The sequence below is a fragment of the Caulobacter sp. GW821-FHT09B11 genome (assembly GCF_059418205.1).
The window spans coordinates 71,418-97,190 of sequence record NZ_JBWKPK010000024.1 but is presented as its reverse complement, the minus strand read 5'-3'; the positions used below and the strand labels follow the sequence as shown (position 1 = coordinate 97,190).

The following is a 25,773-nucleotide window of genomic DNA, read 5'->3' as shown; positions in this document are numbered from 1 at the left end:
TCGTTTGGGGCCTAGCGGAACAGGCCCTGCTCTTCGAGGCGGCGCGCCATGAACGCCGAGCCCGACTTGGTCAGGTGGCCATAGTCGAACTGCACCGGCGAGCCGTCCGGCAGCGTCTGGACGCAGCGATCGCCCGAGCAAAGCGCCTGGTAGGTCGAGACATAGGCCACGCCCTCGCGCCGGGCCAGAACCCGCATCTCCTTGTCCAGCTGACCGGCCTCCGGCACCCGATGCTCGGCCGGCAGGTGCGGCTTGCCCTCGGTCAGGGCGCGGGCGATCAGGCGCGGCAGCGGCGCGTCGTATTCCACGATCGGACCGACCAGCACGACGCTGAGTCCGCGCGTGCGCAGGGCCCGCACGGTCTCGACCAGGCCCGGCATGTCCTCGGCCCGCCAGCGGGCGGCGATGATCACCCGGCGCGGCGTGTTGTGCTTGAGGAAGTCGTCATAGACCAAACCCATGATCGCGTCGCAGGCGGGCTTGGCGTTGGCGGCGCGCTTCAGGACGGGCTTGCAGCCCGTCGCGGTGGCCTGGAGGATGGCGTCGCTCGACTGGGTTTCGGCCAGGCCGCTCCACAGCTGGGCGGCGTGGCTGTCGCCGACCAGCACGTCGTAGGGCTTGCCCACGGGCGGCGTCAGGCAGGTCTTGCGGTCGTAGTCCTCCAGGCGGTGGCCCGAGGCGATGAAGCACTTGCCGCCGCGATAGGCCGGGTCGGCCTCGTAGGACAGCCAGCTGGCCATCTCGCGCGCCTGCGGGGGGAAGCGCTCGGGCCAGCCCTTGCTGGCGACCAGGCCGCCGAACACGGCCAGCAGCACGGCCGACCAGACGCCGATGACGATCAGCAGCCGGCGGGTGTTGAACAGGTCCTGGCGACGGAACGGACGCTCGACGATCCACCACGAGGCTGCGCCCAGCGCCAGGCTGGCCAGGACCAAGACCACCTTGACCAGCAGCAGCGAGCCGTTGGCCATCAGCACGGCGTTGCTCTGCTGGAAGACGATCAGCGGCCAGTGCACCAGGTACAGCGAGTACGAGATCTTGCCGATGAACACCGCCGGCGGCAGCGACAGGCCGCGGTTGACCAGCGAGCCGCCGCAGCCGCCCAGCCAGATCAGGGCCGCCGCGCCGAGGCAGGGCGGCAGGGCCGCGAGGCCCGGGAACGGCGTGGAGCGGCCATAAAGGAACAGCGGCCCGACGATGCAGGCCACGGCGACGACGCCGATCACCTGGCGCAGCCAGGCCGGCGGACGCCAGCCGAGCGGCAGGATGGCCAGCGCCGAACCCAGCATCAGCTCCCAGGCGCGCGAGTACGGCAGGTAGAAGGCGGTGCTGGTGTCGATCGCCACGGTGATCGCGGCGGCGACGAGCGAGACCGCCGCAATGCCCGCGATCACGGCCAGCCAGGTGCGCAGCGACCGGCGGCGCAGCAGGAACAGCAGCGGCGGCAGCAGCAGGTAGTACTGCTCCTCGACGGCCAGCGACCAGGTGTGCAGCAGGGGCTGGGTGGCGGCGTGAGCGGCGAAGTAGTCCGAGGTCGCCCAGAAGAAGATGTTCGACACGCTGGCCAGGGCCGCCAGCCCAGAGCGCCCGAAGTCGTCGAGCTCGGAGGGCAGCAGCAGCATGAAGGCCGCCGCCGTCGTGACGGTCATGGTCGCCAGCAGGGCCGGGATGATCCGGCGGATACGGCGCACGTAGAAGGTCGAGATCGAGAACGACTGCCCGACGATCTCCTTGCGCAAGATCGAGGTGATCAGGAAGCCGGAGATGACGAAGAACACGTCGACCCCGACATAGCCGCCGGCCAGGGTGCCGAAGCCCGCGTGGAACAGCAGCACCGACATGACCGCGACGGCGCGCAGGCCGTCGATGTCGGCGCGATAGGCCAGCGAGGCGTGCTGGGCGGAGGCCGGGGCCGCGCTTTCGCGGGCGGCGGCGGAAGGCAGGACGGCGTCGTCCGCGGTCAGGGCGCTGCTGGTCACGAGGCGTCTCCGCTGGCGGCTGGGGAGGAGGCGTTGGAAGGAGGCGAGGCTCGGAAACGGCGGGGCCGTGCGGGCGGCGGGGCCAGGCGGGCGCGGACGGCTTCCATGCCGCCGCCGGAGACGGCGTAGGCAGCCGCCAGGCCCAGCGGGCCCCAGAAGCAGAACATCTTCATCGTCGCCACCGACCAGCCGGCCAGGACCGTGCCGAACAGGGTGGCCACGATGGCCACGGCGATCAGCGGCAGCCGTCCGGTGGCTTCGCGGTAGCGGTTGGCCGCGCGCCCGGTGATCTGCACCATGACGCAGCCCATCGCCGTCCAGACCAGCACCCCCGCCCCGCCGAGTTCGGCGGCTAGGCGCGAGTGCAGCGAGAACGACGGGAAGAACGAGGAGTTGGGATCGGTCATCCAGCGGACGAACTCCCAGCTCAGCGCCCAGCTGGGAATGGTCGAGGCCACGTAGAAGCCGTACTGGCCCATGCCGACGCCCAGCAGCGGATGCTGCAGGAACAGCTTGATCTGGATGGCCACGGTGCCGAAGCGCGTGACGTTCGAGACCTGGCCCGACTGCACCATCGACTCGGCGATCTGGTCGCTGTTGAGCGCGATGTAGAGGAGCGGCAGCAGGTTGGCGGCGATGAACAGGATCAGCACCACCCGCCAGGCCATGCGGAAGCTGAAGCCGCGCATGCGCAGGATCTGGTCGATCAAGAAATAGGCGGCCGTGATGATCATCACCCCGACCAGGGCGGTGCGGCCGGAGATGAAGCCGAACACCACCAGCAGCGCCGTGCACACGAAGATCAGCGGCTTGTAGGCCGAGCGGACGGGCGAGCGCAGGTACGAATAGGCGAACGGCAGGATGAAGATCTGGAACGCGCCGAAGTTGGACGGCTCGTAGGTGATGCTGTGGATCCGCCCCGGGATGAAGTGGCCGCGCCCGACCGCCGCGTGCAGGAACTTGCTCGAGAAAGCGGTGTAGGCCGTGGTCACCGGGCCGATATGCCAGGCCATGAACTCGATGCAGCCGACGACGGCCGCCACGACCAGCACGATCATCAGCGGGCGCATGACGTACTTGTCGAAGTCGTAGATCGCCGCGTTGCGGATCAGGTGCGCGTAGTAGAGGCCGAACACCAGCACCATGGTGCTGGTCAGCATCTTCTCGCCGCCGCCGCGATTGCGGAAGTTGGCGACCGAGATCTCGTTAAAGTTCACGACCATCGACAGAAAAATGACGAGCGCGAACAAGCCTAGAAAGAATGTCAGCGTCTTGTCGATCGACAGCCGGCCGTCGCGGAAGAAACTGAACGCAATCAGCGGCGTGGCGAACACCGCGAAGATCGCATAGGCCTCATGGCCAAGCTCTCCGAGCGGCGAGAACGAGAACTCGCCGTTGAACGGGAAAATAAAGACAGAAAACGCGATAAGCAAAAAGCTGACGTTTGTCGCTCGCGACTGCGCAACGCGACCAGTCGCCCGGCGTGACGCCAGCGAATTCTGCCTAGCGGACATGAAGACCATGCTTGTTACGATATCCGTAGCGACGCCGTCTCGTGATCGTCGCCTGGACGCCGCGGCAACTCTTCACGGTGCGTGTAGCAGCCTCCTTGCTCCAGGGGAAGCGAGGCGCCGCAGCGCAGCACGGAGATCATGCAATTTTCACGCGGCGCCGCCGGAAGAGGCGCAGGACGACGGCGCCGGCGTCAGTCCGGACGCGACGAGATCGCCTGGGCGGGCGCGACGGGACGCTTGCGCGACAGGGTCTTGGCGAAGTCGACCATCGGCGCCTCGACGAAGCAATAGGTCAGGCTGGCCAGGGCGGCCGAGACCGCCATGACCACGACGTAGAGCACGACGAAGGCCGCCGTCGGCCAGCCGTCCAGCGCGCCGACCAGCCCGTCCAGCAGGTGCAGGACCACGAAGTGCAGCAGGTAGACGCTGAAGCTGATCTTGCCGATGTAGCGCAGGACGCGGTTGTCGATGACCGGCCAGGAGGCCTGCATCGAAAACAGCAGCAGCAGGGAGAGCATGGCGCTGACCACCAGCGGGTTGCGCAGCGGCCCGAAGCCGAACGCGCCGACGCCGCAGAGGACGACCAGCACCGCCAGCAGCCCCGTGTTGGCATGGGGCCGCAGCCGCTCGACGAGCGGTCCGCTTCCCAGGTGGTGGATGACCACCCCGAACAGGAACGCCGGCAGGTTGGTCAGGAAGCCGAAGTGGATGAAGTGCGACAGCGCCTCGGGCTCGACCCGGCCGGCCAGCAGCGCCGGCAGGGCCAGCCGCGACGCCGCCGACAGCAGGACGCCGGCCGCGGCCACGACGAGCGCGCGCTTCAGCGTGGTCATCGTCGCCAGCAGGAACGGGAAGACGAAGTAGAACAGCGCCTCGCAGGCGATGCTCCAGCCGCCCGGGACGATGTCGTTGATCGCGCTGGGCGACAGGCCATGGACGAAGAACACGGTGAGCAGCACGTTCTTCACCACCGCCGCGTCGATCTCGTAGCCGGGCGAGGTGATGCCGCGCAGGGCCAGGTACAGCACGACCGCCAGGTAGAACATCGGCGCGATGCGGAAGAAGCGCCGGATGTAGAAGTCCCTGGCGACGAAGGCGCGGCCGGCATAGGCGCTGAACATGGTGAAGGCGCTGACGATGAAGAACAGCTGGACGCCGCGCAGGCCGAAGCTGGCGAAACGCTCGAGAAGCACCGGCAGGCCCGACGTCGCCTGGCCCACGTGGATCAGCACGACGCCGCAGATCGCGAGCCCGCGCAGTCCGTCGAGATAGCTGAGCCTCGCGCCCGAAGGCGGCGCGATCGGACGCGTCGCCTCGAGCGCGGCCGCCGCCTCATGCCGCATGCCCATCGCCCCCAAAACCGCCCGCCCCGGAGAGATACACCCCAGAGACGCACTCACTACATATAACGCCCATAGTTGATCGCGCCCTTGGAGAACAGCCCCAGCGCCCGCGAAATTCAACCCCTGGCGGATCTGCCGGAATCCTCACACCCATCGAGCAAAAATTAGGCATGAACGAGGCGAAGCGCGGATCAATGCCCGCACCATCACATCAAAGTGCAGCATAATTCGAAATAATGGAACCCTTCTTCTTCAAGTTTATATTATCGTTTCCCTACAGTATGAGCACACTCAGACGGTAAAATGAGACCCATGACCTTGGTTAAGCTGCACCATTAGGCCTGTCAGCTTAACCATTACACGATTCAGGGGAGCACAATTCATGGAACGTCGTTTTTTCATCGGCGCCGCGGTGACATTGATCGGCGCCGCCTCCGTGCGCAGCAGCTTCGCTGGAGGGTGGCAGCAGGCCGCCGGCCAGAGCACGCGCGTAAAGATCGCGCCCATCGGCGACAGCCGGACGGCGATCGTCACCTTCGACCTGAACCGCATCCAGGGCGCGTCGCAGTGCCACTACAACTGGGCCAACATGCTGCACCGGCAGCGTTTTCCCCTATCGGGCGTGTTCGCCACCTCGGGCTTCACCTCGACCCAGGCCCTCGACTGGCTGCCGTCGGCGCTCGGTTCGGGCGCGGGCTTCCTCTCCATCCTGCTGGGGGTCAACGACGTCGCCGCCGGCATTCCGGTGAACCAGACCGTCGCCAACATCAGCTACATGATCGCCCAGGCGCAGGCGGCCGGCATCCGGGTGTTCCTGTTCACCGACCCGGGCAACCAGGCGATGAGCACCAGCCAGGCCGCCAGCTTCCACGGCGCGGGCGGGCTGAACGACCAGCTGCGCGCCATCGCGGCCTCCAGCGGCGGCCAGGTGATTCTGGTCGACTGGATCCCGACCCTGCTGTCGAGCACCAGCCCGATCACCTTCCGCTCCGGCTATTCCTATGACGGCACCCACCTCGACGTTCCGGGGGCCATCGCCGGCGGAGCGTTCTTCGCCGGCGTCGCGGGCGCCTACCTGCCGGCCGAGGCGAACCCCGCCCCCGCCGGCAACCTGGTCGTCAACGGCGACTTCGCCACCGCCACGGGCGGCTCGCCCGGCGCCGGCAACAGCGGCGTGCTGCCGTACAAGTTCTCGGGCGGGGTGGACAACGCCAACTGCGGGGCGGTGTTCTCGCTGAACACCCGCTCGGATGGCCTCAAGGAGATCGTCGCCGCCGTCACCACGGCCAACGCCGCCACCGCCCTGGGCGGCATACGCGTCAACCAGGCCCTGCCCATCGCCCAGTTCCCCCAGGGCGGACGGTTCCTGGTCGGCTGCCAGATCGACGTCGACGCCGGCTACACCAACCTGGCCGACGTGGGCTGCCAGCTCGACTACAACTACACCGACGGAACCTTCGCCCAGGCCTTCCAGGCCCGCTCGTCCAGCGGCAAGCGGGTGATCCCCTCGACGGGCACGCGGAAGCTGACGGTGGAAAGCCTGCCTCACGTCGTTTCCGACACCAAGACCCTGACCAGCGTCACCGTGCGCATGACCGCGCGCTGCCTCGGCGCCGGCCAGGCGACCGTCCGCATGCGCCGCCCCTGGGTGGTCCCCGCCTAGTCCGATCCAAGCCGGAGGAGAACCGCCGTGCAGAATAGACGACTGTTCCTGGCCCAGGGCGCCGCCCTGGCCGCCGCCGCGCCGGGGCTGGCTTCGGCCCGCGACAGCCTGCCCGTCTACCGCGCCGCCGACCTGGCCGAGAGCGTCGGGGTCTGCACCCACTTCTCGTGGGGCAGCACGGTCTACACCACCAAGTTCGACCAATTGCTGCCGCTGATCGTCGACGCCGGCATCAAGCACGTGCGCGAGGAGGTCTTCGTCAAGACCGACTACCCCTACAGCTATCCCTACTTCCAGAAGTGCCGGGCGCTGGTGGCGCAGGGCGTCAGCTTCTGCTGCATCGCCGCCCGCCTCAATCCCGAGCCGACCGCCGACGACTTTCTCTATATCGAGAAGGCCTACGACAACATGGACGGCGGCATCGAGTACTTCGAGGGCGTCAACGAGCCGAACCTCTCGACCTACGCCAACTGGCAGGAGGCGAGCGTGCTGATGCAGATGCACCTGTACAACGCCGTCCGAAACTCGGCCAAGCTCAGCAATGTGGGCGTCGTGGCCCCCAGCTATACGGGCAATGCGGGCAGCGTGGTCGGCGACATCAGCGGCTATGTCGACTACGGCAACGTCCACTCCTATCCGGGCGGCAACCATCCCGAGACGGTCAGCGCCGGCGCGGTCGACCGCTACATGGCGGCGGCCCGGGTGAACACGCCGCAGAAGCCGGTGATCTCGACCGAGACCGGCTATCACAGCGCCATGACGACGACGAAGTCGCATCCGCCCACCCCGCCGGAGATCATCGCCCGCTACCTGCCGCGCCGGCTGATGATCCAGTTCCTGCGCGGGATGACGCGCTCGTACCTCTACGAGTTCGCCGACTCGCGGGAGCGCGGCGACGCCGACCCGGAATCCCACTTCGGCCTGGTCGACGCCAACGCCACGCCCAAGGCCTCGTACCTGGCCGTGAAGAACCTGATCGCCATGTTCGCCGACACCACCGACGGCTATGCGAGCAGCATCGACATCTCGGTCACCGGCGGGACCAGCGTCTACGCCGCGGTGTTCCAGCGCTCCGACGGCGACTACCTCGTGCCGATCTGGCGCGGGGTGGCCGACTACAACCCGACCACGCGCACGCTGATCGAGACCTCCAGCGAGACGGTGCAACTGGACGCGGCCGAGACCCTGACCCTGGTGGACGTGCGCGCCCTGACCGACGCCGGCGAGGTGATCACCACGGTCGACAGCCGCCGGGGGACCAGCTTCAGCCTGACCGTCGACAGCAACATGCGGGTGGCGCGCTTCCGCCGATAGAACGCCTCGGCGCCCGCCGGCCTCCCCGCTGACGACACATCAAGGCCGACGAAGCCGCGACGGTTCAGCCTGAGGGTGCTTGTGCGGGCGCCGGGCCGGATCCAGTCTCAAGGCGAAGCTGGATGCCCGCGATGCGCCATCTGTCGACTTCGCTTCCCGCCGCCCCCGGCACCGCCCGTCTCGAAATCCTCAACCGGCGGATGGAGGGCCTGCGCGCCCTGGCCGAGATCCAGTCGCTGCTGGCCAGCAGCGACGTCGGCGTCGACGAGTTCATGCAGATCGTGGTCGACAGCGTCCACCGCCTGCTGGCCGGACGCGGGGCCGTGGTCGAACTCGTCGACGGCGACCAGATGGTCTACCGCGCGGTCAGCGAGGGCTATGCCGAGCACCTGGGCCTGCGCCTGCCCCGGGCGGGCAGCCTGTCGGGCCTGTGCGTCGAACAGGCCGCCATCCTGGTGTGCGAGGACAGCGAGAGCGATCCGCGCGTCGATCGAAACGCCTGCCGCCGGGTGGGCCTGCGCTCGATGGTCTGCGCGCCGCTGTTCGACGGCGAGCAGGCGGTGGGCGTGCTGAAGGCCATGGCCGGCGAGGCGGCCGCCTTCAATGTCGAGGAGATCGAGCTGCTGCGCCATATGAGCCAGACGCTCGGCGCGGCGATCGCCACGCGGGCCGGGGTCAGCGACCTTCGCCGGCTGCTGCAGGAGCGGACGGCGGCGCTGGAGCGGGTGGAGCGACGCAACCAGCGGCTGGCCCAGCTGACCCTCGAACTGGCCGACGCCAAGCACGAGGCCGAGGCGGCCAACCGCGCCAAGTCCGAGTTCCTGGCGGCGATGAGCCACGAACTGCGCACGCCCCTGAACGGACTGGTCGGGTTTTCGGAGCTGCTGGCTCGCGACGCCCTGTCCGGCGACGAGCGCGGGCGCTATCGCGGCTTCGTGCGCGACGCGGCCCGGGCCCTGCTGGCCATCGTCGACGACATTCTGGATCTGTCCCGCGTCGAGGCCGGCAAGCTGATGCTGGAAGACGGCGTCGTCTCCCCCGCGCGGCTGGTCGAGAGCTGCGCGGCCATGGCCCGTCCCGACGCGCAGGCCAAGGGCCTGGCGCTGAGCCTCGACATCGCACAGCAGACGCCCGAGGCGATCGCCGGCGACCCGACCCGCCTTCGGCAGGTGCTGCTGAATCTCGTGACCAACGCCGTGAAGTTCACGGCCGAGGGCGGCGTGATCCTGTCGGTCGCGCCCGCCGGAGACCAACGCCTGCGCTTCACGGTCGCCGACACCGGCCCGGGCATCGCCTCCGAGGCGCGGGAGCGTCTGTTCCAGCCGTTCGGCCAGGTCGATTCCACCATCCATCGCCTCTATGGCGGCACGGGCCTGGGCCTGGCGATCTGCAAGCGGCTGGTCGAGCTGATGGGCGGAACGATCGGCGTCGACAGCCGGGTCGGCCAGGGCTCGAGTTTCTGGTTCGAGATCCCCGCCCGCCGCGCCGAGCGCACGGCCGACGACGATCCGCCCGCCGTGGCCGCCAAGGACCAGGCCCTGCGCATCCTGGTCGTCGACGACGCCGAGATGAACCGCGCCCTGGCCGAGGCCGTGTTGCGCTCGGCCGATCACGCGGTGGACTGCGCCGACGGCGGGGCGGCGGGCGTCGAGGCCGTGCGCGAGCGGGCCTATGACGTGGTGCTGATGGACGTGCGGATGCCGGGCATGGACGGTCTGGCGGCGACGCGGGCGATCCGCGCCCTGCCCTTCCCAGCCAGCGCCACGCCGATCCTGGCCCTGACGGCCAATGCGGTGAAGGCCGAGATCGACGCCTGCCTGGCCGCCGGCATGGATGGCCACGTGGCCAAGCCGATCGACATCGCTACTCTGCTGACCCGGGTGCGCGACGCGGCTCGGCTCAGCCGCACGCGGCGGTAGGGCTTCGGCCTGAGTTAGTCGCGGTGCGTGGTCCCCGCCCTTCGACAAGCTCAGGGTGAGGACCATGTAGGGGTCCCGGCCAGTAGAAAAACCTCATCCTGAGCCTGTCGAAGGACGAGGTTTTCGCCCCCGACGTCGTCGGTTCGAACTCAATCCCCGATGAACCGATAGCCCACGCCGGGCTCGGTCAGCAGGATCTTCGGGTGGGCCGGGTCGGCCTCCAGCTTCTGGCGCAGCTGGCCGACGAAGACCCGCAGGTACTGGGTGTCGTGCATGTGGGCCGGGCCCCAGACCGAGGTCAGCAGCTCCTTGTGGGTCAGCACCTTGCCGCGGCCCAGGGCCAGGCGGGCCAGCACCTCGTATTCGCGCGGCGAGACCTTCACCACCGCCCCGTCGCGGGTGACCAGGCGCTTTTCGAGGTCGAGCTCGACGGCCCCGGCGCGGATCGGACCGGCCGGCGCCTGGGTCGCCGCCCGCTGGCGCAGGGCCACCCGCAGGCGGGCCAGCAGCTCGCCGACCCCGAACGGCTTTTCGACATAGTCGTTGGCGCCCTTGTCGAGGGCGTCGATCTTCTCGATCTCGCGGTCGCGGGCCGACAGGATCAGGATCGGGCCGTCATAGAAGGCGCGGGCCTTCTCCAGCACCTCCTTGCCGTCCATGTCGGGCAGGCCGAGGTCCAGCACGACGGCGTCGGGCGACCATAGGGCGATGCCGCGCAGGCCCTCCTGGCCGCCGTCGGCCCGCAGCGGGTCGTAGCCGGCCGCGTCGAGCGCGGGGCCGAGGAACCGGTGGATCTGCGGTTCGTCGTCGATGACCAGGATGCGGGGGCGAAGCGCGCTCATGACCTGCTCATAGCAGATGGTGGGGCGTGGCGACGCCCTTGGGCAGGCTGATCAGCATCCGCGTGCCCTTGCCGTCGTGGATCGGGCTGGCGGCGGCGATGCGCCCGCCCATGGCCTCGACGAAGCCCTTGGCGATGGCCAGGCCCAGGCCCACGCCCTGGCTGGCGTTCGGAGAACGGTCGCTGGGGTCCTGCAGACGGCGGAACTTCTCGAACACCCGCTCGAGGTCGGCCGGCGGGATGCCCCGCCCCTCGTCCTCGATGCTGATGACCACGTGGGCGCGGTCCTCGTAGGCGGCGACCTCGATGCCGGCCCCGGGCGGACTGTAGGCGATGGCGTTCTCCAGGATGTTGACCGCCACCTGTTCCAGCAGGTTGGGGTCGGCCTGGACCAGGCTCAGCGTCTCGGGGAAGTCGCGCACCAGCACCCGGCCGTCGAGGCGGCGGGCCACGCGGTCGGCGGCGGCGGCCAGCACGTCGCGAACGTCGATCCAGTCGGTGCGTAGCTTCAGGCCCCCGCCCTCGATGCGGGTCATGTCCAGCAGGTTGGCGACGTAGCCGTTGAGGCGCTCGGCCTCCTCCTTGATGCCCAGCGCCAGGTCGGCGCGGGCCGGGGGGGCGAGCTTGTCGCCGTAGTCGATCAGGGTGGTGGCCGCGCCCAGCACCGTGGTCAGCGGCGTGCGCAGGTCGTGGCTGATGGAATTGAGCAGCGCGTTGCGGAAGCGGTCGGAGCGGCGCAGGGCCTCGGCCTCGACCGCGCCCGCGGCCAGCTCGGCGCGCTGCAACGCCACCGCGCCCTGGTCGAGCAGGGCCAGCAGCAGGCGCTCCTCGTCGGAGCCGGAGACCACGGTCCCGGCCTCGATCCCGGCCACGCCGGCGCGGGCGCCCAGGCCTTCCAGCGGCCAGAAGGTCCAGGCGGCCTGGGGAAGCGTGCCAGTGCCGGCGCCGGCCGGCTCGCCCTTCTCCCAGGCCCAGCGGGCGGCGGCCATGGGGGCGGTCCCCAGGTCCGTAAGGTCGGGCGCGCCGGCGGCGGGGGCCAGTTCCTCGCCTTCCGGCAGGAAGACCACGGCCCGCGCGCCCGAAGCGGCGGCGGCCTGCTCGGCCAGGGCGTTGGCGACCGCGGCCTTGCCCGAGGCGGCGGAAAGCGTGCGGCTGGCGGCCAGCAGGCTGGTCACCCCCGCCGCCCGCTTCTGCGAGCCGATGGCCTGGTCGCGCACGCGCCCTGCAAGTCCTCCCGTGGCCAGGGCCACGGCCCAGAACACGATCAGGGTCAGCACGTCGGTCGGCGAGCCGATGGCCAGGCTGTAGCGCGGGGCCAGGAAGAAATAGTTGTAGACGAGGAAGGCCGCCGTCGCCGCCGCCAGGGCCGGACGCAGGCCGTGCATGACCCCAGCCGCCAGCACCGCGGCCAGGTAGATCATCCCCAGCTCGACCCGGTCGAAGGCGGTGTCCAGCGCCCAGGCCACCAGGCTGGCGGCGACCACGAAGCCGCCGCCGGTCAGGTAGGCGGGCCAGTCGAAGCGGCGCGGCCTCGGGGCCGGCGGCTCGGCGCCGCCCTCCCCGCCCGCGCCGGTGACCACATGGATCGCCTCGCCCCGCGCCTCGCGCAGCAAGGCGGCGGCCAGGGAGCGGCCCGTGAGTTCCTTCCAGCGCGAGTCACGCGACTTGCCGATCACGATCTGGGTGACGTTGTTGCGCCGCGCCCAGGCCATGACCGTGGCGACGACGTCGGTCCCGGTCAGCACGACGGTCGAGCCGCCGAGCTGCTCGGCCAGCTTCAGGGCCTCGCGGGTGCGGGCGGCGGCGGTCTCAGGCGGGGGCGGACGGTCGGGACGCTCGACATGGGCCAGGGTCCAGGGCGCGTCCATCATCATGTCGGACAATCGCCGGCCCGCGCGCACCAGGGTCGAGGCCATGGCGTCGCCGCCGGCCAGGACCAGGATCCGCTCGCCCGCCGCCCACGGCCCCTCGACGCCCTTCTCGCGCATGGCCGCGACCAGCTGATCGTCGACCGTCTGGGCCGCGCGGCGCAAGGCCAGCTCGCGCAGGGCGGTGAGGTTCTCGACCTTGAAGAAGTTCTCCGACGCCAGGCGCGCCGTCTCGGGCACATAGACCTTGCCCGCCGCCATCCGCTCGCGCAGCTCGTCGGGGGTGATGTCGATCAGCTCGATGTCGTCGGCGCGGGCCAGGGCGCTGTCGGGCACGGTCTCGCGCTGGCGGGCGCCGGTGATGCGCAGCACGACGTCGACCAGGCTTTCCAGGTGCTGGACGTTCAGTGTCGTCCAGACGTCGATCCCGGCCGCCAGGATCTCCTCGACATCCTGCCAGCGCTTGGGATGGCGCGAGCCGGGCGCGTTGGAGTGGGCGTATTCGTCGACCAGCAGCAGCTTGGGCCGCCGTTCCAGGGCCGCGTCGAGGTCGAACTCCAGATAGCTGCGCCCCCGGTTCTCGACGGGGCGGCGGGGCAGGACGTCGAGCCCGCGCAGCAGGCTCTCGGTCTCGCGGCGGCCGTGGGTCTCGACGACGCCGACCAGCACGTCCTGGCCTTCCGCCTTCCGACGACGGGCGGCGCGCAGCATCTCGTAGGTCTTGCCCACGCCCGGCGCCATGCCCAGGAACACCTTGAGGCGCCCCCGGCGGGCCTTGTTGGCGGCCGCCAGAAGCGCCTCGGGGTCGGGGCGGCCCCTTTCGGGGTATGAAGAGGGGTCGCCCGCCAAGGCCTAGCCGACCATCGGGAAGCGCTCGTCCAGGGCGCGGTTGACCTCGAGCACGTTGACGCGTGGCTGGCCGATGAAGCCCAGCAGCGGCGGCTTCACGGCCGCCTCGATCATCCCCAGCACCTCGCCGCGCGGGGCGTTGCGGGCGGCGGCGATACGCGGGGCCTGCAGGCGTGCATAGGCCGGCGAGACATCCGGATCCAGGCCCGAGCCCGAGGTCGTGACCGCGTCGGCGGGAATGGCCGCGCCGTGAAACTCGGCCCGCAGGGCGGCGGCGTCGGTCTTCTCGCGCTCGATCAGCTTGTCGTTCAGCGGACCCATGTTGGAGCCGCTCGAAGCAGAGGCGTCATAGCCGTTGCCGGCGGCCGACGGACGGCCGTGCAGGTACTCGGCCTTGGCGAAGACCTGGCCGATCAGCGCGGAGCCGACCACCTGGCCGTGACGGTCATGGACCAGCGAGCCGTTGGCCTGCTGCGGGAACGCGGCCTGGGCCACGCCGGTGATGGCCAGCGGATAGGCCAGGCCCAGAAGGACCGTGAACAGGCCCATCGAGACGAGGGCCGGACGAAGATGCTTCAGCATTGTGGCCTCCTCTAGAACACGGCCTTGAGCGTGGCGACGGCGCGGCTGTCGTACAGCTTGCCGAAGTCATGCTCGGACGTGTCGTGATAGCGCAAGTCCAGCGCCAGCTTGTCGGTGAAATTCCAGGTCCCGCCCAGATTCCAGGTCGTGTAGTCGCCGGGGCCGGCATAGGTCTGGCGGCCCAGGGCGGCCGAAACGCTGATGGCCTTGGCGACCGGATAGCTGCCGTTGACCTCGTAGTAGGTCGCCTCTTCCGCCGTGCCAAAGCCGTCGGGGCTGTAGAACACCGCGGCCCCTACTCCGCCCTTGCCGGCCGGAACGCTGGCGGCGACCTTCAGCTCGGCGTTGCCGTAGTCGGCCCCGCCCGGCGCGCCGACATAGCCGTAGTAGATGACGCCCAGATCGAGAGTCGCGGGACCCAGGGTGGGCTTGTAGCCGGCATAGAGGTCGATCTCGGCGTCGGTCTTGTCGCCGAAATCGACGTTCGAGGCCCAGGCGCCGGCGTAGACCTTGCCGGCCGAGAGGTCGGCGCCGCCGAAGACCTGCGGGTCTTCATCGGTCTGGCTGACGCCCCGGAACACGTAGTCGGAGGCCGCGCCGAGGTTGAAGGTCACGCTGGGGGCCTCGGCGCGGGCGGCGCCGGCCAGGGCGAAAACCAGACCCGAGGCCATCAGCAAGGAGGAAAGCTTCTTGGACATTTGAGTAAGAGCGCCTTTCACGACGCGAGGAGTTCGGCGGCCTTGGCCGCCAGGAAGACGAGCCCGATCGCCCCGAGGCCGAACAGCAGGTCCGCAGCGATCGGGCGGTTCATCAGGCCAGGCCCAGGGTCGAAACGATCATGTCGATCAGCTTGATGCCGACGAACGGGGCGACCAGGCCGCCCAGGCCGTAGATCAAGAGGTTGCGCGACAGCAGCTTGCCGGCGCCGATGGCGCGGTACTTCACGCCCTTCAGGGCCAGCGGGATCAGGGCCACGATCACCAGGGCGTTGAAGATCACCGCCGACAGGATGGCGCTCTGCGGGCTGTGCAGCTTCATGATGTTCAACCCGCCCAGGGCCGGCAGGGCGACCACGAACATCGCCGGGATGATGGCGAAGTACTTGGCCACGTCGTTGGCGATCGAGAAGGTCGTCAGGGCGCCGCGGGTGATCAGCATCTGCTTTCCGACCTCGACGATCTCGATGACCTTGGTCGGGTCGCTGTCGAGATCGACCATGTTGCCGGCCTCGCGCGCGGCTTGGGCGCCGGTCTGCATGGCCACCCCGACATCGGCCTGGGCGAGCGCGGGCGCATCGTTGGCGCCGTCGCCGCACATGGCCACCAGCCGTCCCTTGGCCTGCTCGGCGCGGATCAGCCGCAGCTTGTCCTCAGGGGTGGCCTCGGCGAGGAAGTCGTCGACGCCGGCTTCCGAAGCGATGGCCGCTGCGGTCACCGGGTTGTCGCCGGTGATCATCACGGTGCGCAGGCCCATGCGGCGCAGGTCGGCGAACCTGGCCTTCACGCCGGGCTTCACCACATCCTTCAGGTGGATGACGCCGACCAGGGCGCCGTCCTCGCTGACCGCCAGCGGCGTGCCGCCCGAGCGGGCGATGCGGTCGACGGCGGCGGCCACCTCGGCCGGGATGCGCTTGGGATCGATGGCCAGGCTGCGATAGACCGCGTCGACCGCGCCCTTGCGCCAGGACTGGCCGGCGAAGTCCAGGCCCGACTGGCGGGTCGCCGCGCTGAAGGCGATCGAGGTCGCGCCGGCCGGGGCTTCCAGGGCCAGACCCTGCTGACGGCCCAGCTCGACGATCGAGCGGCCTTCCGGCGTCTCGTCGGCCAGCGAGGCCATGACGGCGGCGCGCAGGGCCGCGTCGGGACGCACGCCCGGGGCGGCGATCACCTCGGTGGCCATGCGGTTGCCGAAGGTGATGGTGCCGGTCTTGTCGAGCAGCAGGGTGTCGACGTCGCCGGCCGCCTCGACGGCGCGGCCCGAGGTGGCCAGGACGTTGACCTTCAACAGGCGGTCCATGCCGGCGATGCCGACGGCCGAGAGCAGGCCGCCGATCGTCGTCGGAATGAGCGTGATGAAGAGGGCGCCCAGCACCAGCGGGTCCAGAGCCACGCCCGAGAACTTGCCCAGGCCCAGCAGGGTGACCACCGCGATCAGGAAGATCAGGGTCAGGCCCGCCAGCAGCACGGCCAGGGCGATCTCGTTGGGCGTCTTGCGGCGGTCGGCGCCCTCGACCATTGCGATCATGCGGTCGAGGAAGGTCGAGCCGGGGGCGGCGGTGACCCGCACCTTGATCCAGTCGGAGACGACCGTGGTGCCGCCGGTGACGGCCGAGCGGTCGCCGCCGCTTTCGCGGATGACGGGGGCGCTCTCACCGGTGATGGCGGCCTCGTTGACGCTGGCCATGCCCTCGACGATCTCGCCGTCGGTGGGGACGACGTCGCCGGCCTCGACCAGAACAAGCTCGCCGGGGACCAGCTTGTGGGCGGGCGTCGGGATCACCGTGCCGGCCTGGTCGTCGATGATCAGCTTGGCCTTGGTGGTCACCCGGGCGGCGCGCAGGCTGTCGGCGGCGGCCTTGCCCCGGCCCTCGGCCACGCTCTCGGCCAGGTTGGCGAAGAGGACGGTGGCCCAGAGCCACAGAGAGACCTGCACGGCGAAGCCGGCCGACTGCTGGGCGACGATGGCCGCCACGGCCGAGACCGTCGACAGCAGCGCCACGATCCAGGTCGCGAAGATCACCGGATTGCCGGTCAGCTTGCGCGGGTCGAGCTTGAGGAAGGCGTCCTTGGCCGCGCGGGCCAGGATCGGGGCGGAGAGGCCGCCGGCCAGGCTGGCCGGCTTGCGCCGGCCGCCCTCGACGGCTCCGTTTTCGTAGGTTGTCATGGAAGTGCGCTTTCGATCAGCGGTAAGCGATCAGTGGCTCGAGGCGACGAAGGCGAGCGCCTGGAAGTGCTCGACGATCGGCCCCAGCGCCAGAGCGGGGAAGAACTGCAGGCCGCCGAGGATCAGGATCACCCCGATCAGCAGGCCGACGAAGAGGCCGCCGTCGGTCGGCATGGCGCCGGCGGTGGGGGCGAGCTTGGGCTTGGCCGCCAGGGCGCCAGCGATGGCCAGCACCGCGACGATGGGGGCAAAGCGCCCGAACATCATCGCCAGGCCCAGGGTGACGTTCCACCAGGGGGCGTTGGCGGTGAGGCCCGCAAAGGCCGAGCCGTTGTTGGCCGTGCCGGAGACGTAGGCGTAGAGGATCTCCGACAGGCCGTGGGGCCCGGCGTGCATCAGGCCCTTCAAGGCTTCGGGCAGGATCGCGGCGAAGGCGGCGAAGCCCAGCATGAACAGCGGGATCACCAGCACCGCCAGCATCGAGAACTGGATCTCGCGGGCCTCGATCTTCTTGCCGAGGTATTCCGGCGTGCGGCCCACCATCAGCCCGGCGACGAACACCGCCAGCAGGGCCATGACGACCATGATCGCCACGCCCGAGCCGATGCCGCCGGGCAGGATCTCGCCCAGCTGCATCAGGAACATGGTCACCCCGCCGCCCAGCGGCATCAGGCTAGAGTGCATGCCGTTGACCGAGCCGTTGGAGGCCCCGGTGGTCATGGCCGCCCAGACGGCCGTCGAGGGCGCGCCGAAGCGGACCTCCTTGCCTTCCATGTTCACCGAAGTGTCGACGTGCGCCGCGACCTGGGCCGGCGGGGCCTGGGTCTCGGTGACGTAGATGGCGGCCGCGCCGGCGCTGAGCAGCACCATGGCCGCCACGACCAGGGCGCGGACGTCCTTCTTGGCCAGCACGCTGCGGCCGAAGGCGAAGAAGGCGGCCCAGCCCAGCACGTTGATCGACACCGCCGTGATCAGGTTGGTCAGCGGGGTCGGGTTCTCAAACGGGTGGGCGGAGTTGGCGTTGAAGATGCCGCCGCCGTTGATGCCCAGTTGCTTGACGGCCAGCTGGCTGGCGGTGGCGAAGAGGGAGATCTTCTGCTCGCCGCCCTCCAGGGTGTGGGCGGTGACGCCGGCGGCCAGGGTCTGGGGCACGCCCAGGGCCACGAGCACCAGGGCCACGACCACGCACAGCGGCAGCAGCACCCACAGCGTCGTGCGGATCACGTCGCTCCAGAAATTGCCGACGTCCTCGCCCTTGCTGGCCAGGAAGCCGCGCGCCAGGGCCGCGGCGATCGCCGCGCCGGTGGCGGCCGAGACGAAGTTCTGCACCGTCAGCACCAGCATCTGGCTGAGCGTCGACATGGTGGTCTCGCCGCCATAGCTCTGCCAGTTGGTGTTGGTCACGAAGCTGACGGCGGTGTTGAAGGCCAGGTGCGGCGACAGGCCGGCGAAGCCTTGCGGGTTCAGCGGCAGAACGCCCTGCAGGCGCAACACGCCGTAGACCAGGAAGAAGCCGACGGCGTTGAAGGCCAGCAGCGCGCCGGCATAGCCGATCCAGGTCTGGCCCTTGCGCGGATCCACGCCGCAGGCGGCGTAGAAGAGGCGCTCGACCGGGCCGAGCACCGGATCGAGCCAAGTGCGCTCGCCATTCCAGACGCGCGACATGTAGACGCCCAGCGGCCAGCCGATGCCGACCGCCAGGCCAAGCGTCAGGGCGATTTCCGCCCAGCCTTGCCAGTTCATGTGAGTTTATCCGAAGAGCGTCAGAAGCGGTCCGGCCGCATCAGGGCCGTGACCATGTAGGCCGCGACGACGATCGCCCCGGCTCCCCAAAGCGCGTTCACGAACAGGGTCATGCGCGCCTCAATGCGATGGCGAACAGGCCGAAGGCCAGAAACAGCCCCCCGCCCAGCGCCAGGAAAATGATGTCAGCCACGTTCGGCCTCCTTCCAGTTGGCGCGGAAGGGACCACGGGGCCGCGTAAGGGCTCCATTCGGGAGATGTAGGCGGCGCATAAGGGCCGCATAAAGATCGGCGGGCGATCGTCAGCTATGCTGCGCCGCAGCACAAAATCTGGCGCCGAGCGGCCCCGCCGGAAGTCGGCGTCAAACTTCGCCGCCAGCCTTGCAAACAAGGCCATATAGTGACCGAAGCGGTCTTTTCCAGCACTCGGCTGTCGTCACGAAATTTACTCTTGTTTGCAGCGCAAAATCGCGGAACCCTGGCAGCCCTTCTACGTCAGGCGCGTTCTGGGCTCATGTCACCGCTGTTCCCAACCTTGGTCATCGTGGCCCTGCTGGCGCTGCTGATCTGGCCCAGCATCGAGCCCCGCCTGCGCCGCCGCCCGCGCGGCCGCGACCGTCGCCGCAGCTATTTCCGGGATTAGAGGGCTCGATCCAGGGCGCACGCTGCTCCCTTCCCCGTAAAATCCCCGCGAAAGCGGGGACCCAGGCTTTTTCCAGCAATGCCGTATCCCTCTCCCCTTGCGGGAGAGGGTGGCCCGCGTAGCGGGTCGGGTGAGGGGTCTCTCAAAAATCGAAGCCGCGTGGGGCGGACAGGCCGGGTGAGGCGTCTCAAGTCTGAGAGACCCCTCATCCGACGGCCTTCGGCCGCCACCTTCTCCCGCAAGGGGAGAAGGCTCGCACCTACGATTCCAGCTCGATGTCCCAGTAGAGATAGTCGAGCCAGCTGGCGTGAAGGTGGCCGGGCGGGAACTTGCGGCCGCGGTCCTGGAGTTCGTGCATCGAGGGCCGGCGCGCCGTGTGGAACGGGTGCATGCCCGCCTCGCGCGGGGTGCGCCCGCCCTTGGCCAGGTTGCAGGGCGCGCAGGCGGTGACGATGTTCTCCCAGGTGGTGCGGCCGCCGCGCGAGCGGGGGATCACGTGGTCGAAGGTCAGGTCCTCGGGCGAGGCGCAGTACTGGCAGCTGAAGCTGTCGCGCAGGAACAGGTTGAAGCGGGTGAAGGCCGGCGGCCGCTCCTGCGGCACGTACTGCTTCAGCGACACCACGCTGGGCAGCTTCATCTCGAAGGACGGCGAATGGACCACGTGGTCGTAGGTCGAGACGACGTCGACGCGGTCGAGGAACACCGCCTTGATCACCTCCTGCCACGGCCAGAGAGAAAGCGGGTAATAGCTCAGCGGCCGATAGTCGGCGTTGAGCACGAGCGCCGGCATGCCGGACGGGGGGCGGGTCAGCACCTGCATCAGGGCCTCCCGCTCATGGGACCGACAAGGTCCCTATGGGGCTGGTACGCGGTCGGACTGAAGACGGGCCTCCTTCCTACGCAAATCAGGGAATCGCCATTCATTCCCGGACGCACCGAAAGGATGATCCCAATCAGCGACAGAACCAAGACGAAGCTTGCGAAAGTTCGCCCCCTACGCCGTCAGGATGATCTCGCCGCGCCGAACGCCGCCATAGCACGCCCACAGAAGATGCGCCGCCACGCCGCGATAGGGCTTCCAGGCCTCGGCGCGAACATAGGCGGCCTTCTCGTTGGGACGAACCTCCAGCCCGTCGGCCCAGCGCATGGCTTCCTGCAAGGCGACGTCGCCGCCGGGGAAGACGTCGATGCGGCCCTCGCAGAACATCAGGAAGGTCTCGGCCGTCCAGCGGCCCACGCCCTTGATGGCGACCAGGGCCGCCACGGCCTCGGCGTCGGGCAGGGCCTTGAGGGCGTCGAAGTCGCAGGCGCCCGTCAGGTGCGCGTCGGCGATCTCGCGCAGGTAGCGCACCTTGGGTCGCGACAGGCCAAAACCCTTGAGCGCGGGATCGTCCAGGGCCATCAGGGCGTGCGGCGTCATGTCGGGCAGGCCCGCCTGCACCCGCGCCCAGATCGAGGCCGCGGCGGCCACCGAGATCTGCTGCTCGACGATCATGCGAGCCAGGCCGGCGAAGCCGCCGGGCCGCAGCCGCCATTCGAAGACCGGGGTGACGGCCTCCAGGCGGCCGAACAGCGGGTCGGCCTGCGCCAGGTGGGCGCGGGCGGCGGCGATCAGGTCGGGGGTGGGAGCAGAAGCGGATATCACGCCGGCGAGGAAGCCCTCGCCGGGGATCGCTGGCAATCCGAAACTTGCGGTCGCAGGCCGTGCGTCCTTCGAGGCCCGCTGGCGCGGGCGCCTCAGGATGAGGAAATCCGCGCAACCAGCGTCCTCATCCTGAGGCGCGAGGCGCAGCCGAGCCTCGAAGGACGCACGATCTCAGCCGATGGCGACGATCTCGACCTCGCCGCCGGCCACCATGGCGGTGTCGCCGACGCCCTTGCCCATCAGGGCGCGGGCCAGGGGCGAGACGTAGGAGACCGAACCCTTGGCCGGATCGGCCTCATCCTCGCCGACGATGCGGAAGGTCTGGGTGCGGCCGTCCTCGCGGTCGAAGGTCACCGTGTCGCCGAACTGCACGCTGGTGCGCTCGGCGTCGCGTTCGACCGGCTGGGCGGTGGCGCGGCGGGCCGACCAGTAGCGCAGGTCGCGGGTGGCGCGGGCCATGGCGGTGCGATCCTCCGCGACGCCGCCGGCGGCCTGGGCCGCGGCATAGGCGGCGCGGGCGGCGGCGAACTCGGCCTCGATCATCGCCAGGCCTTCGGCCGTGACGAGATTGGGCTGGGTCGAGATCGGACGGTCGGGAAGGTCGGCGGCGAAGGCCTCGGCGTCGCCTTCCTTGGTGAAGGCCACGCTCATCGGGCGTCTCGCGGAATTTGGGAAAGCAGGATCATCAGACGGAAACCCGAGGTGTCGCGGGTCGTTCCGCCGGCCCGGCTATGGCCGAGCATGGCGCTCCGATCAAGATGGGGATCAAGTCGGGCGGCGCACCCCGGCGGCCGTCCCCGGACAGGCCGGGACGGCCGCGACGGACATTTCGTCCTTACAGCGCGATCGCCAGCACGGCGCCGGCGACGGCGAGAGCAGCCACCAGGAAATAGCCGATGGCGACGCGGTCGAAGATGCCTTCGAAGGCTTCGAAGCTACGGTTGGTCATGACACACATCCTTGAAGTTTGGTTCGCGCCGACCCCCTCGGCCAGCGTGGTCCAGCGGCGGTCTCTTGGTTGGCCGATCCATCTGAACGATGCTTAGATAACACGGATCTGAGCGACGTCAAGATATCTTGACAATGTTTGGATGAATTTTCGCTACGTAAGGGATAGAGTGCCTTTCGATGACTCTCGCCTCGCCCGAAGCCGCCCGCCCCTATCACCATGGCGATCTCAGCCGCGCCCTCGTCGAGGCCGCCCGGCGGATCCTCGAGACCGACGGCCCTGCGGCCCTGTCGCTGCGCGCGGTGGCCCGCGAGGCCGGGGTCAGCCCGGCCGCGCCCTACCACCACTTCAAGGACAAGGGCCAACTGCTCGACGCCGTGGCCCACGAGGGCTGGGTCGAGCTCGACGCGGCGCTGATGAAGGCCCGCCAGGACAGCGACGACGACCGCCGGCGGATGACCAACCTGGGCGTGGCCTATGTCACCTTCGCCCGCGACAACCCCGCGCTCTACCGGGTGATGTACGACTGCTCGCGCGACAAGGACGCCCTGCCCGACCAGATGAAGGAGGAAGGGGCCTACTGCCAGGTGCGCAACACCATCGCCCACCAGGCCGGCCCCGGCGTCTCGGAGATCGACCTGGAGCTGGCGACCATCGCCGCCTGGTGCGCCGGCCATGGCCTCGCCGAAATGAGCGGCTTCAAGCAGTTCGCCGGCCTGAAGGCCATGCTGGGCGGCGAGGAAGCCTTCCTGAAGGCGGTGTTCGACCACCTGGGCATGTTCGCCAAGTTCGATCGCGGATGATCTGGGGATCACCGCTCCTCCCCCGTGCAACGGGGGAGGGGGACCACGAAGTGGTGGAGGGGGCGGGACTGGGCGCCGCGCTTGAACTCGCCCCCTCCGTCACGCCGCGTATCCGCAGCGCGCCACCTCCCCCGCTTCGCGAGGGAGGAGTTTGATGCGCCCCTTCGCCACCCGGTTCGCCCCCTCCCCCACCGGTCATCTGCATCGCGGCCACGCTTTCTCGGCGCTGACGGCCTTCCAGGCCGCTCAGGAAGCCGGCGGCCGCTTCGTGCTGCGCATCGAGGACATCGACGCCACCCGCAGCCGGCCGGACTACGAGGCGGCGATCCTGGAGGACCTGGCCTGGCTGGGGCTGGAATGGGAGCAGCCTGTCCGCCGCCAGTCCGAGCACCTGGCCGACTACCACGCCGCCATCGACGCCCTGCGGCAGCGGGGCCTCGTCTATCGCTGCTTCAAGACCCGCAAGGAGCTCGACATAGGCCGCGCGCCGCACGAGCCGGCCATCGCCTATCGCGGCGCGCCCCTGCCCGAAGCCGAAGAGGCCGAACGCCTGGCGCGCGGCGAGGCCTTCGCCTGGCGGCTGTCGCTGGACGCCGCGCAAGCGACGCTGGGCGGCTTCGAGGGCCTGAGCTTCGTCGAGGAGGGCGCCGGTCCCGAGGGCGAGACCGGGCTGATCAAGGCGCGCCCCGAAACCGCTGGCGACATCGTGCTGGCCCGCAAGGACGTCGGCGTCGCCTATCACCTGGCCGTGGTGCTGGACGACGCCTTGCAGGGGATCACCCACGTCATCCGCGGCCACGACCTGTTCGAGGCCGCCCACATCCAGCGCCTGCTGCAGGCCCTACTGGATCTCCCCGTCCCGACCTATCGCCACCACGGCCTGCTGGTCGGCCCGGACGGCAAGCGCTACGCCAAGCGCGACAAGGCCCAGACGCTGCGCGAGTTGCGCGCCGCCGGCGTGACGCCGCGGGCGCTGCGGACGGAGATGGGCGTCTAGCCGCCTCCCCCCGCCTGCTCCACCAGCTGCCCCATGGCCTTCAGATAGCGGGCGAAGGCCGCCCGGCCGGTGTCGGTCAGGCGCACGCGGGTCAGGGGTTTTCGGCCGACGAAGCTCTTGTCGATCGAGACGTAGTCGGCCTCCTCCAGCTTGCGCAGGTGGATGGAGAGGTTGCCCTGGGTGACCTCCAGCAGGTTTTTCAGCTCGGTGAACTCGGCGACCTCGGCGCTTGCCAGATAGGCGACGATGCCCAGCCGCACCCGACCGTGGATGACGTCGTCGAGCCCGCTGATGTCGAACCGTTCCGCCACGCCCGCCTCAGGCCGCCGCGCGCTGGGCTTGGCGCATCAGGAAGAAGCCGGGGACCATCATGAAGCCGAACAGCCCCACGCTGGCGATCAGCAGGTAGAGGTCCGCCCGGTCGACCAGCAGGCCCAGGGCGACGCCCGAGGCCAGCCAGCCCAGCGAGACGACCAGCATCCAGGCGCGCTTGCGCAGGGCGAAGACGGCGTACCAGACCGCGCCCTGCATCACGAACACCACCGCCGGATGAAACAGCCAGTAGCGGAAGTCGTGATTGCGGGCGGCGGCCACGGCGAAGACGATGATCAGCGCCAGGTTGGCCAGGCCCGCCCCAGCGAAGGCGGCGTTGATGGCCCGGTGGGCGACGCCGCCCTTGGGCTTCCTGCGCTCGACCACGATCACGATCGTCATCAGCACCACGAAGATCAGCGTCGGCAGCCAGGCCAGGATCAGGTTGCCCAGCCCTCCCAGCGACACGACGCCCTTCTCCTGGGCGAAGTAGACCAGGGTCTGGATTCCGTAGAGCAGGCCGGCCGAGCCGTAGAGGGCCCCACCGGCGACGCCGAACCCGCCCCGCTCGGCGCCGCCCTCGGCGATGCCGCGCAGGAAGGCCAGGTCGTCCTGCACCGTCTTCAGCTTGTCGTTCATGGGCGCGGCTCCGTCGCGAACATCATGCAGGGTCAAAGGATTCGTCCCAACAGCGGCATGCGGCGCAGGGCCACGGTCAGCAGCCAGCTGAGCGCCGTCGCCCCGACGAACACCGCCGCGCCCTTGGCCAGGCCGCCCCAGGCGGCGGGCAGCAGCATCCAGGCCAGCCACGAGGTGAAGACGTAGTGCAGCAGGTACATGCCGTAGGCGTTGGCCTGAAGGCTGGCGCCGATCGGGCCGGTCCTGCGGACGAAGCGCAGGAAGGTCGCCAGGGCGGCGAAAGACAGGGCCGCGCAGCCGAGGGCGAACATCAGTCCGCCGAACAGGTCCAGGAACACCCTGGGCGGCGGGTTGGGCGAGAAGGCCACGATCAGGGTCGCCACCCCGCCGACGATCGGCGCGATCGGGGCCAGCTGCCAGAGCCACCAGCGGCGAGCCAGCTTGCCGTCAGGATCGGTCAGCCCCTGGCCGACGCCGGCCGCGCCGACGGCGACGCCCGCCAGGAAGTAGACGAGGTAGTGGCCGATGCGGGCGGTCTGCACCGTGAACGGTCCGATCATCGTCCAGTGGCCGAACGGCGTCGTCATCGACAGCGGCAGGTAGGCCGCGAGGCTGACGGCGACGAGGCCCAGGAAGAACCGGCCGGGCCTGGCCTGCGCCCCCTTGGCCAGGCGTCCGAGGGCGTCGATCGCGCCGGGGACCAGGGCGTGCAGCGCCGTGACGATCGCGCCGAAGGCCAGCAGCACCCACAGGAACCAGGCCGGTCCGCTGGGCCAGAACGGCAGGTGGGTCCAGGCCTGCGCGAAGGCGCCCAGCGACAGCGCGCCGCCCGACTGCAGCCAGGCGGGATAGTAGGCCAGCGGCGCCAGCAGGCCGGTGCCGATCACGAACGGGATCCCCAGGCGCAGCGCCCGCCCCTTCAGGAAGCCGCCCGCGCCCCTGGCCCGCAGGCCTTGGGAGACGAACAGGCCGGAGATGAAGAACATCAGCGACATGAAGAACATGTCGTTGACCAGGGTCAGGATCCCGAACGCCCCGACCTTCTGCGGATCGACGACCGGAAAGGCCGCCCACAGGATCGGCGGGGCGTCGAACGCCTTCGGGGCCGGCGCGTAGGGGTGGTAGGTCATCGCCGTGTGGTGGGCGATCACCAGCAGGGTGACGAAGGCGCGCAGGGCGCCGATCGGGGCGTTGCGACCGTCGGCGACGACCGGTCTCTCCAGGGTCTTGAGCGGCGCGTGCATGGCTTCCTCCCCACCCGTCTCGGTGGCGAGCGGCAAATTGTAT

General features: G+C 69.6%; 21 protein-coding genes and 1 pseudogene. 6 read left to right on the top strand and 16 right to left on the bottom strand.

Features of this window, described 5'->3' with window-relative positions:
- Window positions 1-11: 11 nt before the first annotated feature.
- The 3 genes from AC07N1_RS18010 to AC07N1_RS18000 form a co-directional block, all read right to left on the bottom strand.
- Window positions 12-1,979 (bottom strand): acyltransferase family protein, encoded by a 1,968-nt coding sequence (locus tag AC07N1_RS18010; RefSeq protein WP_494673032.1) that lies wholly within the window; start codon window positions 1,977-1,979, stop codon window positions 12-14.
- Window positions 1,976-3,196: an O-antigen ligase family protein gene (locus tag AC07N1_RS18005; protein ID WP_494673031.1), complete on the bottom strand. Its 1,221-nt coding sequence runs from the start codon at window positions 3,194-3,196 to the stop codon at window positions 1,976-1,978. Before AC07N1_RS18005 ends, AC07N1_RS18010 begins: the two co-directional genes overlap by 4 nt.
- A gap of 488 nt (window positions 3,197-3,684) precedes the next feature.
- Window positions 3,685-4,836, bottom strand: a complete 1,152-nt coding sequence (locus AC07N1_RS18000) for an acyltransferase family protein (protein ID WP_494673030.1) — start codon at window positions 4,834-4,836, stop codon at window positions 3,685-3,687.
- A gap of 382 nt (window positions 4,837-5,218) precedes the next feature.
- Between AC07N1_RS18000 and AC07N1_RS17995 the strand changes: the two genes are divergently transcribed.
- The 3 genes from AC07N1_RS17995 (at window position 5,219) to AC07N1_RS17985 (ending at window position 9,732) form a co-directional block, all read left to right on the top strand.
- On the top strand, window positions 5,219-6,499 hold the full coding sequence (locus AC07N1_RS17995; RefSeq protein ID WP_494673029.1) for an SGNH/GDSL hydrolase family protein: 1,281 nt from the start codon (window positions 5,219-5,221) through the stop codon (window positions 6,497-6,499).
- A gap of 27 nt (window positions 6,500-6,526) precedes the next feature.
- Window positions 6,527-7,813 carry a glycoside hydrolase family protein gene (locus AC07N1_RS17990; protein ID WP_494673028.1) on the top strand — a complete coding sequence of 429 codons (1,287 nt, stop codon included), beginning with the start codon at window positions 6,527-6,529 and terminating at the stop codon, window positions 7,811-7,813.
- Window positions 7,814-7,944: 131 nt separating this feature from the next.
- A complete protein-coding gene (locus tag AC07N1_RS17985; protein ID WP_494673027.1) occupies window positions 7,945-9,732 on the top strand; it encodes an ATP-binding protein in 1,788 nt (595 codons plus the stop codon).
- A 149-nt stretch (window positions 9,733-9,881) separates the two neighbouring features.
- Here AC07N1_RS17985 and AC07N1_RS17980 read toward each other — a convergent pair whose 3' ends face one another.
- The 6 genes from AC07N1_RS17980 to kdpA form a co-directional block, all read right to left on the bottom strand.
- Window positions 9,882-10,574 carry a response regulator gene (locus AC07N1_RS17980; RefSeq protein ID WP_494673026.1) on the bottom strand — a complete coding sequence of 231 codons (693 nt, stop codon included), beginning with the start codon at window positions 10,572-10,574 and terminating at the stop codon, window positions 9,882-9,884.
- Between the two features lie 7 nt (window positions 10,575-10,581).
- The gene (locus AC07N1_RS17975) at window positions 10,582-13,182 is read right to left on the bottom strand and encodes a DUF4118 domain-containing protein (protein ID WP_494673038.1); all 2,601 of its coding nucleotides are present in this window, start codon (window positions 13,180-13,182) and stop codon (window positions 10,582-10,584) included.
- Between the two features lie 111 nt (window positions 13,183-13,293).
- Window positions 13,294-13,872, bottom strand: coding sequence for a potassium-transporting ATPase subunit KdpC (gene kdpC / locus AC07N1_RS17970; protein WP_494673025.1), 579 nt, complete (start codon window positions 13,870-13,872; stop codon window positions 13,294-13,296).
- Window positions 13,873-13,883: 11 nt separating this feature from the next.
- Complete coding sequence (locus AC07N1_RS17965; protein ID WP_494673024.1) at window positions 13,884-14,570, bottom strand: TorF family putative porin; 687 nt, start codon at window positions 14,568-14,570, stop codon at window positions 13,884-13,886.
- A gap of 112 nt (window positions 14,571-14,682) precedes the next feature.
- Window positions 14,683-16,755 (bottom strand): potassium-transporting ATPase subunit KdpB, encoded by a 2,073-nt coding sequence (gene kdpB / locus AC07N1_RS17960; protein WP_494673023.1) that lies wholly within the window; start codon window positions 16,753-16,755, stop codon window positions 14,683-14,685.
- 30 nt (window positions 16,756-16,785) lie between these two features.
- Window positions 16,786-18,498 carry a potassium-transporting ATPase subunit KdpA gene (gene kdpA, locus AC07N1_RS17955; RefSeq protein WP_494673022.1) on the bottom strand — a complete coding sequence of 571 codons (1,713 nt, stop codon included), beginning with the start codon at window positions 18,496-18,498 and terminating at the stop codon, window positions 16,786-16,788.
- 514 nt (window positions 18,499-19,012) lie between these two features.
- On the opposite strand from kdpA, the gene AC07N1_RS17950 reads away from it, so the two are divergent.
- Window positions 19,013-19,141: a hypothetical protein gene (locus tag AC07N1_RS17950; protein WP_494673021.1), complete on the top strand. Its 129-nt coding sequence runs from the start codon at window positions 19,013-19,015 to the stop codon at window positions 19,139-19,141.
- 259 nt (window positions 19,142-19,400) lie between these two features.
- Here the strand turns inward: AC07N1_RS17950 and AC07N1_RS17945 are convergent, their stop codons facing one another.
- From AC07N1_RS17945 to greA, 4 genes and pseudogenes are all read right to left on the bottom strand, one after another.
- Window positions 19,401-19,964, bottom strand: a complete 564-nt coding sequence (locus AC07N1_RS17945) for an HNH endonuclease (protein WP_487288647.1) — start codon at window positions 19,962-19,964, stop codon at window positions 19,401-19,403.
- A 171-nt stretch (window positions 19,965-20,135) separates the two neighbouring features.
- Window positions 20,136-20,786, bottom strand: a complete 651-nt coding sequence (locus AC07N1_RS17940) for a DNA-3-methyladenine glycosylase family protein (protein WP_494673020.1) — start codon at window positions 20,784-20,786, stop codon at window positions 20,136-20,138.
- A 60-nt stretch (window positions 20,787-20,846) separates the two neighbouring features.
- Window positions 20,847-20,933: pseudogene (locus AC07N1_RS17935) on the bottom strand (hypothetical protein); the annotation flags it as partial.
- Between the two features lie 24 nt (window positions 20,934-20,957).
- Entirely contained in the window at window positions 20,958-21,437 is a 480-nt protein-coding gene (greA, locus tag AC07N1_RS17930; RefSeq protein ID WP_494673019.1) for a transcription elongation factor GreA, read from the bottom strand.
- A 477-nt stretch (window positions 21,438-21,914) separates the two neighbouring features.
- Here greA and AC07N1_RS17925 point away from each other — a divergent pair, with 477 nt between their 5' ends.
- Both AC07N1_RS17925 and gluQRS read left to right on the top strand, forming a co-directional pair.
- The gene (locus AC07N1_RS17925) at window positions 21,915-22,538 is read left to right on the top strand and encodes a TetR/AcrR family transcriptional regulator (RefSeq protein WP_494673018.1); all 624 of its coding nucleotides are present in this window, start codon (window positions 21,915-21,917) and stop codon (window positions 22,536-22,538) included.
- Window positions 22,539-22,692: 154 nt separating this feature from the next.
- A complete protein-coding gene (gluQRS, locus tag AC07N1_RS17920; RefSeq protein ID WP_494673017.1) occupies window positions 22,693-23,535 on the top strand; it encodes a tRNA glutamyl-Q(34) synthetase GluQRS in 843 nt (280 codons plus the stop codon).
- Here gluQRS and AC07N1_RS17915 read toward each other — a convergent pair.
- Genes AC07N1_RS17915 through AC07N1_RS17905 form a run of 3 tightly spaced genes read right to left on the bottom strand, consistent with a single transcriptional unit; the run spans window position 23,532 to window position 25,730 of the window.
- Complete coding sequence (locus tag AC07N1_RS17915) at window positions 23,532-23,846, bottom strand: winged helix-turn-helix domain-containing protein (RefSeq protein ID WP_494673016.1); 315 nt, start codon at window positions 23,844-23,846, stop codon at window positions 23,532-23,534. The two genes, gluQRS and AC07N1_RS17915, sit on opposite strands and share 4 nt — an antisense overlap.
- Window positions 23,847-23,853: 7 nt before the next feature.
- Window positions 23,854-24,486 carry a hypothetical protein gene (locus AC07N1_RS17910; protein ID WP_494673015.1) on the bottom strand — a complete coding sequence of 211 codons (633 nt, stop codon included), beginning with the start codon at window positions 24,484-24,486 and terminating at the stop codon, window positions 23,854-23,856.
- 32 nt (window positions 24,487-24,518) lie between these two features.
- On the bottom strand, window positions 24,519-25,730 hold the full coding sequence (locus tag AC07N1_RS17905; RefSeq protein WP_494673014.1) for an acyltransferase family protein: 1,212 nt from the start codon (window positions 25,728-25,730) through the stop codon (window positions 24,519-24,521).
- Window positions 25,731-25,773 lie beyond the last annotated feature (43 nt).